The organism is Flavobacterium sp. (genome assembly GCF_044338735.1).
GTDB lineage: Bacteria > Bacteroidota > Bacteroidia > Flavobacteriales > Flavobacteriaceae > Flavobacterium.
Window position 1 is genome coordinate 1 of sequence record NZ_JBIIWV010000080.1, and the last position, 9,749, is coordinate 9,749.

Annotated in this window: 7 protein-coding genes and 2 pseudogenes; 3 read left to right on the forward strand and 6 right to left on the reverse strand. The window is 34.6% G+C overall.

Going from position 1 to position 9,749, the window contains the following annotated elements; all coding sequences use genetic code 11:
• Both ACIQZC_RS06550 and lpdA read left to right on the forward strand, forming a co-directional pair.
• Positions 1-217 (forward strand): annotated as a pseudogene (locus tag ACIQZC_RS06550) (ABC transporter ATP-binding protein); the annotation flags it as partial.
• 295 nt (positions 218-512) lie between these two features.
• Positions 513-1,901 (forward strand): dihydrolipoyl dehydrogenase, encoded by a 1,389-nt coding sequence (lpdA, locus tag ACIQZC_RS06555; protein ID WP_396138436.1) that lies wholly within the window; start codon positions 513-515, stop codon positions 1,899-1,901.
• Positions 1,902-1,976: 75 nt separating this feature from the next.
• On the opposite strand, the gene cmk is transcribed toward lpdA, so the two are convergent.
• From cmk to ACIQZC_RS06585, 6 genes are all read right to left on the reverse strand, one after another.
• Positions 1,977-2,657 (reverse strand): (d)CMP kinase, encoded by a 681-nt coding sequence (gene cmk, locus ACIQZC_RS06560; protein WP_396138437.1) that lies wholly within the window; start codon positions 2,655-2,657, stop codon positions 1,977-1,979.
• A 100-nt stretch (positions 2,658-2,757) separates the two neighbouring features.
• A complete protein-coding gene (gene porQ / locus ACIQZC_RS06565; RefSeq protein ID WP_396138438.1) occupies positions 2,758-3,777 on the reverse strand; it encodes a type IX secretion system protein PorQ in 1,020 nt (339 codons plus the stop codon).
• Between the two features lie 116 nt (positions 3,778-3,893).
• Positions 3,894-6,356: an endopeptidase La gene (gene lon / locus ACIQZC_RS06570; RefSeq protein ID WP_396138439.1), complete on the reverse strand. Its 2,463-nt coding sequence runs from the start codon at positions 6,354-6,356 to the stop codon at positions 3,894-3,896.
• Positions 6,357-6,548: 192 nt separating this feature from the next.
• Entirely contained in the window at positions 6,549-7,127 is a 579-nt protein-coding gene (locus tag ACIQZC_RS06575) for a hypothetical protein (protein ID WP_396138440.1), read from the reverse strand.
• Positions 7,128-7,158: 31 nt separating this feature from the next.
• Complete coding sequence (locus tag ACIQZC_RS06580; RefSeq protein WP_396138441.1) at positions 7,159-8,454, reverse strand: MFS transporter; 1,296 nt, start codon at positions 8,452-8,454, stop codon at positions 7,159-7,161.
• A gap of 55 nt (positions 8,455-8,509) precedes the next feature.
• Positions 8,510-9,322 carry a M48 family metallopeptidase gene (locus tag ACIQZC_RS06585; RefSeq protein ID WP_396138442.1) on the reverse strand — a complete coding sequence of 271 codons (813 nt, stop codon included), beginning with the start codon at positions 9,320-9,322 and terminating at the stop codon, positions 8,510-8,512.
• Positions 9,323-9,487: 165 nt separating this feature from the next.
• Between ACIQZC_RS06585 and ACIQZC_RS06590 the strand changes: the two are divergent.
• Positions 9,488-9,749, forward strand: a pseudogene (locus ACIQZC_RS06590) (alpha/beta hydrolase); the annotation flags it as partial.

The window sequence follows — 9,749 nt, forward strand, 5'->3', positions numbered from 1 at the left end:
TTCGGAAGAATTAATACAAAAAGCAACCGAAACCATTACCAAAGATAGAACTTCGATTGTGATTGCACACCGTTTAGCAACCATTGTTAATGCTAGTAAAATTATTGTCATGGACAAAGGCCAAATTGTGGAACAAGGCACGCATCAAGAATTATTAGCCTATCCGGAAGGCTTTTATCGAAAACTATACGATTCTCAATTTGCTGTGGAAGTTTAGTAGTTTTTTTAGTCGCAGTATTCAGTCTCAGTCGCAGTTTATCACGCCGTTAAGCATCTTTTGAGTTAATTCTCGCAAAGACGCTAAGCCGCAAAATGTTGCCTCGACATTAAAACACGTATAACTCGGATTCAACTTTTGTGTTCCTTGTGCTTTCCTTGTGTTCTTTGTGGTTAAAATAATCGCAGATTCCCTTTGCGTTTCTTTGCGTAAAACTTTGCGAACTTTGCGTTACAACATAAAAAATAATTCCTTAAATTCGCATCTTATAAATAAACTGAAAAATTTTATACTAATGAAATACGATATAATTGTTTTAGGAAGTGGTCCTGGTGGTTATGTAACTGCTATTAGAGCATCGCAATTAGGCTTCAAGGTAGCTGTAATTGAAAAAGAAAAATTGGGTGGCATTTGTTTGAATTGGGGTTGTATCCCAACGAAAGCTTTATTAAAATCAGCTCAAGTTTTTGATTACCTAAAACATGCTTCAGATTATGGATTAACCGTTAAAGACTTTGATAAAGATTTCAACGCGGTAGTAAAACGTTCTCGTGATGTTGCCGATGGAATGAGTAAAGGCGTTCAGTTTTTAATGAAGAAAAATAAAATTGATATTATTGATGGTTTTGGTAAAATAAAACCAGGAAAAAAAATAGACGTAACCGCAGCCGACGGTAAAGTAACCGAATATTCAGCAGATCATATTATCATTGCTACAGGAGCACGTTCTCGCGAATTGCCTAACTTGCCTCAAGATGGTAAAAAAGTAATTGGTTACCGCCTAGCAATGACCTTAACAGAACAACCAAAGAAAATGATTGTGGTAGGTTCGGGAGCTATTGGAGTTGAATTTGCACATTTTTATAATGCCATGGGAACAGAAGTTACAATAGTAGAATTCATGCCGAACATTGTTCCGGTAGAAGATGAAGACATCTCAAAACAAATGGAACGCTCTATGAAAAAAGCGGGTGTTACCATTATGACCAATGCCTCTGTGGAAAGAATTGATACTTCTGGAAAAGGTGTTAAAGCCTTCGTTAAAACCGCAAAAGGGGAAGAAGTTTTAGAAGCCGATATCTTATTATCAGCAGTGGGAATTAAAACCAACATTGAAAACATCGGATTAGAAGAAACCGGAATTGCTACCGATAGAGATAAAATTTTAGTAAATGCCTATTACCAAACAAACGTTCCTGGTTATTACGCTATTGGTGATGTAACACCAGGACAAGCGTTAGCACATGTAGCTTCGGCAGAAGGAATTTTATGTGTTGAAAAAATTGCCGGTTTACATGTTGAAGCATTAGACTATGGAAATATCCCTGGTTGTACTTATGCAACTCCAGAAATTGCATCGGTGGGTATGACTGAAAAACAAGCGAAAGAAAAAGGATACGAATTAAAGATTGGTAAATTCCCATTCTCAGCTTCTGGAAAAGCAACTGCTGCAGGAACTACTGACGGGTTTGTAAAAGTAATTTTTGATGCAAAATACGGAGAATGGTTAGGTTGTCACATGATTGGTGCTGGCGTTACCGATATGATTGCTGAAGCAGTTATAGCGCGTAAATTAGAAACTACTGGACACGAAATATTAAAAACAGTTCATCCGCACCCAACGATGAGTGAAGCGGTTATGGAAGCCGTTGCTGATGCATATGGTGAAGTGATTCACTTATAGTCTTTAGAATAAAGAAAATAGATTTTAGAAAATAGAATATATCCGATTTGCAATTGCAGATCGGATTTTTTTATACTATTTATTTTTCACCAACTTCAAAACCAATTCAAATTGTTCGGTTTTGCTCATTGCTGAATTGTCAATTTCAATAGCATCTGCTGCTTTTACCAGTGGCGAATCCTCTCTGTGCGAATCAATATAGTCGCGCTCTTCAACGTTTTGCAACACCTCATCAAAAGTAATAGATTGTCCTTTTGTTACCAATTCATCGTATCTACGTTGTGCTCTAGTAGCGGCACTTGCTGTCATGAATAATTTCAATTCGGCTTCCGGAAAAACGACGGTTCCTATATCTCTTCCATCCATTACAATGCCTTTGTCTTTGCCCATTTCTTGTTGTTGTTCTACTAATTTGGCTCGCACTTCTGAGATTTCAGCAACTTTGCTCACCATTCGGGAAACTTCGATGGTTCTAATTTGGTTTTCTACTTTTTCGTTGTTCAAATACATTTCAGCAAATCCTAACGTTGGATTGAATTGAAAGCGTAAATTGATATTTGGTAATTCAGCTATCAAACCAGCCTTATCTATATGCGTTTCGGAAACCAAATTGTGTTGCATGGCATAATAAGCTACCGCCCGATACATGGCTCCTGTATCTACATAAACGTAACCTAATGCTGCTGCCAATTGCTTTGCTAAGGTACTTTTTCCGGTTGACGAAAAACCGTCGATTGCAATGGTAATTTTTTTCATATGTTCTGCCACGAAGACGCTAAGTATTATATTATAAATTTACAACTTTTTTAAACATATAAGTGATATAAGCTATTTACTAATCTCTTTTCACTCTTTTCTAATTCAAATCAATCATCACACCAAACAAACTAGAATTGGCAGCCACGGTATATCGAGAATAGGAATAATCTAGTTTTACTTTCCCAAATCGAATTCCGAAACCTAACGAAATACCCGAAAAGTGACGTTGTTCAATAATACTCAATTCTGCACTTCTTCTGAAATTATAACCTAACCGAATGTTAAATCCTTTCTCTGGAAATAATTCGGCACCCAAAATAACATGCCGAAGTGCGTTATTAAAAAACGAAACTTTCTCTTCATTTACTGTTCCGTCTAATCCTGTTTCTGCTCTATTTGGATTGGAAAATGCAATATTCCATTGCTGTAAATTCTCAATCGTCAGGTGCCATCGAATCGGTACATTTTCTAACAACTGCGAAACACCAGCATCAATTGAAAGCGGAAGTTTTTCACGTGTTTCGGCATAAGGCGTAATTTGTGCGCCTAAGTTACGAATCGCTAATCCATAATTGATATCGTTTTTAGTATCAACATACAAAAGTCCTAAATCTACTGCTGCGCCCCAAGAATTGTAAGTTTCTAAAGTAGACGAAATCAATTTGGCGTTGGCTCCCACATATACCTCAGTCCAAGGAATATTGTAAGCATAGCCCATAGACAAAGCGGCTTCACTCCCTGTAAAATCATTGGTAAGATTTCCTAGTTCATCTCTTCCTTCAAAAGTACCATAATTGATATAACTGATGCCGGCGTGAAATGTTTGGACGTGCTGATCATACGTATAGGCATAAGCAGCAGTTCCATAGGTTACTTCACCGTAATAATTGCCATAATTTGTTGATAAGCGATTGCTCATTTTTTCATTAATCGTTGCCGGATTATAAAACGCCTGATTGACATCATAATCTACAACGGTTACTGTTTTTCCGCCCAAAGCTGCTTGACGAGGCGATTGTGCTAAATTTAAAAACTGATACACATACTTACCTCCTATTTGACTATAGCTACAAGTCGAAAGGAATCCTAAGAAAAATAATATCGTTTTTAATTGCATTTTCTGTTGTTAACTTAATGATAACGCATTTGCGAAGATAAAATTATATTGATTAGGAAACAAAAAAAGAACCCTCAATACTTAATTGTTGAGAGTTCCTATTTTATTGACTTAACTTACTTTTTAGTAGATAATTCTTTTGCGTTTTTTACCTTCTGAGAAGTGATGGCAATGTCCAAAACTTCGCTCATTTTATCAACGTAATGAAAGGTTAAACCCTCAATATAATTGGGTTTAATTTCTTCGATATCACGTTTATTATCTTTACACAAGATGATTTCTTTTATATTGGCACGTTTTGCGGCTAAGATTTTTTCTTTAATTCCGCCTACTGGCAGCACTTTTCCACGAAGCGTAATTTCGCCCGTCATGGCAATGCTTTTCTTAATTCGATTTTGGGTAAAAGAAGATACCATTGAGGTTAACATAGCAATGCCAGCACTTGGTCCGTCTTTTGGAGTGGCTCCTTCTGGCACGTGAATGTGAATATTGTACTGATTTAATACTTCAGGATCAATGCCTAACAATTCAGCATTAGAACGAATATATTCTAAAGCGATAGTCACCGATTCTTTCATTACCGTACCCAAATTTCCAGTCATGGTCATGGTACCTTTTCCTTTGGAAATTAATGATTCTATGAATAAAATATCACCACCAACCGATGTCCAGGCTAAACCTGTAACCACACCCGCTACTTCATTATTTTCATATTTATCACGCTCCATACGAGGCGATTTTAATACGGCTAACAAATCTTCATCTGATACTTTTATATTATAAGTTTCGTCCATAGCAATTGATTTTGCTGCATGACGCACGACTTGAGCAATTTTTTTCTCTAAACCTCGAACACCCGATTCTCTAGTATATCCAACCGCAATTTTCTCCAATTGTTTTTTACCAATTTGCAAATCTTTTGCCGTTAAACCGTGTTCTTTTAATTGCTTTGGCAACAAATGATTTTTAGCTATTTCAATTTTTTCTTCAATAGTATAACCCGTCATTTCAATGATTTCCATACGATCGCGTAAGGCAGGTTGAATGGTAGACAAGGTATTTGAAGTAGCGATGAACATTACTTTAGATAAATCATAACCCAATTCTAAGAAATTATCATGAAATTCAATATTTTGTTCTGGATCTAGCACTTCTAACAAGGCCGAAGAAGGATCGCCATTATGACTCAACGATAATTTATCAATTTCATCCAAAACAAACACCGGATTTGATGTTTTAGCTTTCTTAATGTTTTGCAAAATACGCCCCGGCATTGCGCCAATATAGGTTTTACGATGACCACGAATTTCCGCTTCATCACGTAATCCACCCAATGACATACGAATATATTCTCTACCCAAAGCCTCGGCAACCGATTTTCCAATGGAAGTTTTTCCCACACCTGGAGGTCCGTATAAACACAGAATAGGCGATTTCATATCGTTTCGCAACTTTAAAACGGCTAAATGTTCGATGATGCGTTTCTTTACTTCTTCTAATCCATAATGGTCTCTATCGAGAATTTTCTGTGCACGTTTTAAATCGAAATTATCTTTCGTAAATTCATTCCAAGGTAATTCTAAAAATAGTTCAATATAGTTACGTTGAATACCAAAATCAGGCGAGTTTGGATTCGTACGCTGTAATTTAGACAATTCCTTTTCAAAATGTTTTGCCGTTTTATCATCCCATTTCTTAAGCAAACCTTTAGCGCGCATTTCTTCAATTTCGGCTTCATAAGAAACACCACCTAGTTCTTCCTGAATGGTTTTCATTTGTTGCTGCAAGAAATACTCGCGTTGTTGTTGGTCTAAATCGAAACGAACTTTAGATTGAATGTCATTTCGAACTTCTAATTTTTGAAGCTCTAAATTCATAAAACGAAGTGTTTCTAATGCTCTGTCTTTTAGATTTTTAATTGACAGCAATTGTTGTTTTTCATCAACTGAAAGATTCATGTTTGAAGACACAAAATTGATTAAAAACGGATTGCTTTCTATATTCTTAATTGCAAAAGTAGCTTCGGTAGGAATGCTTGGACTTTCCTTAATAATTTGAATTGCTAGCTCTTTAATCGACTCGATAATCGCTTTGAATTCAACATTTTTAGCATCAGGACGTTCCTCTGAAACTTCTTTAATGGTAGCTCTAAAATAAGGTTCTTCTTGCGTAAAAGCTTCAATTTCGAAACGTTTTTTTCCCTGAAGAATTACTGTAATATTACCATCGGGCATTTTTAACACCCGCATAATTCGGGCAACCGTACCAATGTGATGGATATCATTTGTCGTTGGCTCTTCTACATTTTCATCTTTTTGTGCTACTACTCCAATGATTTTACCTTTAGCATTGGCATCGTTGATTAATTTGATCGACTTATCTCTTCCGGCGGTAATAGGAATTACAACACCTGGGAACAAAACCATATTTCGTAACGGAAGAATTGCAATATCTGATGGTAACGCTTCATTATTCATTTCCTCCTCGTCTTCGGGAGTCATTAGTGGAATCAATTCCGAATCGGGATCCATTTCTTGAAGTGACAAATTGTCAAGTGCTAGTATTTTGTGATGTGGCATATTTATAAAAGGGTCTTTTTGTCAGTAAATAATTATAAAATTTTAAAAGAAAGCTATGGTTTTAAATTGTATTGTATTGAATATCAAATTAATAAAAAATAAAAACATAACCAATCTTACGAAGTTATTTCAAGATGTGTGCCATAAAAAATCCCGAACATAATTCGGGATAATTAAATTATTTTATGAATATTATTGGGTTCTAATAACTTCAAATGAACCTTCAGAAATTGCATATAAAGTTTGACTTCCTCCTTTTTTTATGGTTCCAGAAAAAGTTCCTATTACTTTTCCTGGATTAGTTGGATTAGTAGCTAAAGTATTTGTAGAAATTGAAGTTATACTAACATTCATAGTTCCTCCAAAAGAAGACATATAAGTATCGGCTGCGAAATTAGGATTATACTTTAAATAAGTAAATCCTTCAGTAGCAGGATTTGAAGCATTAAAAGTAAAGTTACCCGTTGAAGCGTTGGGAAACTGAATAATAATTGCTAATACTGGTGAAGAATTTTCTAATAATGATAAATTCAACATCCCTTTATTGTTAATTACAGTATAATTTCCTCCACCTGTCCCACCATCTTGAAGATTTCCTGACCATTCATACAAAACCCCATCTAATTTGAAACTCCATTTATAAATACCAGAAGAACTACCATTGTTAGCGCTTGGATCAATAGCAGGATCTATGGGCTCGTTACTGCAGGAATTTAAAACAAAAGAAATTGCAGTTAAAAAAAAGAATGCGATGGGTTTAAGTGATTTCATAAATTAATAGATTAAGTTTTCAAATATAAAACTAAATTTTATTTTTTGGCACTCTAAAGAGTAAAAGTAATCCTACAATGAAAAATAAAATTAAAAATAAAATAGCGTTTTGAATACGACCCGTAATGTCAGCAATATATCCATACGTTAACATCCCTATAACGATGCCTATTTTTTCGGCAACGTCATAAAAACTAAAAAAAGAGGTAGTGTCTTTTGTATCTGTTGGAATCAACTTAGAATAAGTAGAGCGCGATAACGACTGAATCCCTCCCATAACTAATCCTACACAAAATGCAGCTATGTAAAAATCATTGGGTGTAATTACAAAATAGGCATACGTACATATGCAAATCCACAAAAAATTTAACACTATTAAAATCTTTATGTTTCCATGTTTTGAAACTAATTTTGAAGTAACCCAGGCACCAAAGACAGCTACTAATTGAATGACTAAAATACTTACGATTAAGCCAATTGTTCGCTTAGTATCACTTCCCCAATTTACTTCTTTTTCTCCAAAATAGGCCGCAACGATCATTATAGTTTGAACGGCCATACTGTAAACGAAAAAAGCACCTAAATAACGTCTAAGCGCTACGATATGTTTGATTTGTTGCCAAACTTTATTTAATTCTTTAAAGCCATTAAAGATAATATTAAAGTGTAATTTCTTGTCGTTTCTGTTATTTGGTAAATAATAGTAAGTATATTGACTAAAGCCAATCCACCAAATTCCTACTAATACAAAAGAATAGCGCATCATTTGAATGGCTTTACTTTCATCAACCAAAAGAACCATCGCTAAACAAATAAGCAGCAAAATAACGCTTCCTATATAGCCTAAACTAAACCCTTTTGCACTGATACGGTCTTGTTCTTCTTTAGGTGCAATATCTGGTAAATACGAATTATAAAAGACTAAACTTCCCCAAAAACCTATTAATGCCAGTAAATAAATTAACAGACTTACAACTATATGTTCTAATGAAAAAAAGTACAAACTCATGCAGGAAATTGAACCGAGGTAACAAAAAAACTTTAGGAAGAATTTTTTATTTCCTAAATAATCGGCTATACCAGAAAGAAGTGGTGAAATAACTGCTATAATTAAAAATCCAATAGCGGTAACATAAGGAATTAGAGCATCACTTTGAATTGTGAATCCAGCAAGTTGAATTTCTTCTATTCCTTTTTGTCTGAATAAAGCACCATAATAAATAGGAAAAATGGTTGAAGCAATTACTAAAGTATACACCGAATTTGCCCAATCGTAAAAAGCCCAAGCATGCATTAATTTGGGAGTTCCCTTTTCTAAATTTTTCATATATTAAAAAATTCCAGCGTGTTAAGTTGGGATTCAAATATAGCATTTTATTTAGTTATTTAAAAGTCACACCGAATTTTGCAGCTTCGGCTTTAGCCTGAGGTATTAAGACTGTTAATTCTTTTATACGCGTTTCGTTACTTGGGTGCGTACTAAAAAATTCGGAAGGTGTTTTTCCTTTCGAAAGTTCAGACATGCGTTCCCAAACTTTTACTGCATTAATTGGGTCATAACCTGCAATAGCCATTAGCGTTAATCCAATCATGTCGGCTTCACTCTCGTGACTTCTACTAAATGGCAATACTCCTAACACTTGCGAACCTGCACCATAAGCTTGCATGGCTTCGTTTTGGTATTTTGGAGTGTATTTTTCAGCAGCTACAGCAGCGCCAACAGCGCCTAATTGTTGCAATAAACCAGCGCTCATTCGTTGTTGTCCGTGATTTGCTAGAGCATGTGCTACTTCATGCCCCATTACAGCAGCAATACCAGCATCGTCTTTACAAACGGGTAAAATTCCGGTATAAAAAACAATTTTACCACCAGGCATACACCACGCATTAAGTTCTTTACTTTCTACCAACTTATATTCCCATTGGTAGTCTTTTAAATAGTCTGGTTTGCCGTTGGCTGTTAAATAACGCTCTGCAGCAGTTTTTATTTTCGAACCAATGGTTTCTATTCGTTTAGCATCTGTAGTTCCATTAATAACTTTATTTTCTGATAAGAATTGATTGTATTGCTGAAAAGCAGAAGGAAAAATTTGACTATTTGGTACAAAAGCCATTGTGTTTTTTCCGGTAAACGGATTTTTAGCACACGAAATAATCAATACAAAAAGAAGCAAAAATTTCAGGTTATTTCTCATAAGGCTGTTGTTTAATTTTATTACAAATTTAGTCATTTTATTATATTTTTTCTGATTGTAATTTTATATTTTCTGAAATTATTTATTTTACTTTTTATTTCATTTTTAAACTAAAAAAAAGAATATTCACCTTAAATTATTGTAATTTGCATAAAAATAATGAGCATGTCAAAAAATATAAACAAAGTGGTTCCAAGCCAAAAAATCCCTAAAATAATTATTGTAATTGCGCAATTTTTAGAAGCTTTTTCTAAGAAATTAGCCACTTTATATGCTGCAAAATTATTTACGACTCCTATTCGCCATAAAATGCCAAAAAGAGAATTGGCAATGGATCAAAATAGTACACAACATATTATGCAAGTTCCTGCCATTAATAAAGAAATTGTGGTTTATGAATATGGTAAGAGTGATAAGAAAGTTTTAT

What these genes read in the sequence shown, in the direction of transcription:
- ACIQZC_RS06585 (WP_396138442.1), bottom strand. Translation starts at nt 9,322, where the DNA reads ATGAGAAATAACCTGAAATTTTTGCTTCTTTTTGTATTGATTATTTCG.
- porQ (WP_396138438.1), bottom strand. Translation starts at nt 3,777, where the DNA reads ATGCAATTAAAAACGATATTATTTTTCTTAGGATTCCTTTCGACTTGT.
- lon (WP_396138439.1), bottom strand. Translation starts at nt 6,356, where the DNA reads ATGCCACATCACAAAATACTAGCACTTGACAATTTGTCACTTCAAGAA.
- ACIQZC_RS06580 (WP_396138441.1), bottom strand. Translation starts at nt 8,454, where the DNA reads ATGAAAAATTTAGAAAAGGGAACTCCCAAATTAATGCATGCTTGGGCT.
- lpdA (WP_396138436.1), top strand. Translation starts at nt 513, where the DNA reads ATGAAATACGATATAATTGTTTTAGGAAGTGGTCCTGGTGGTTATGTA.
- cmk (WP_396138437.1), bottom strand. Translation starts at nt 2,657, where the DNA reads ATGAAAAAAATTACCATTGCAATCGACGGTTTTTCGTCAACCGGAAAA.
- ACIQZC_RS06575 (WP_396138440.1), bottom strand. Translation starts at nt 7,127, where the DNA reads ATGAAATCACTTAAACCCATCGCATTCTTTTTTTTAACTGCAATTTCT.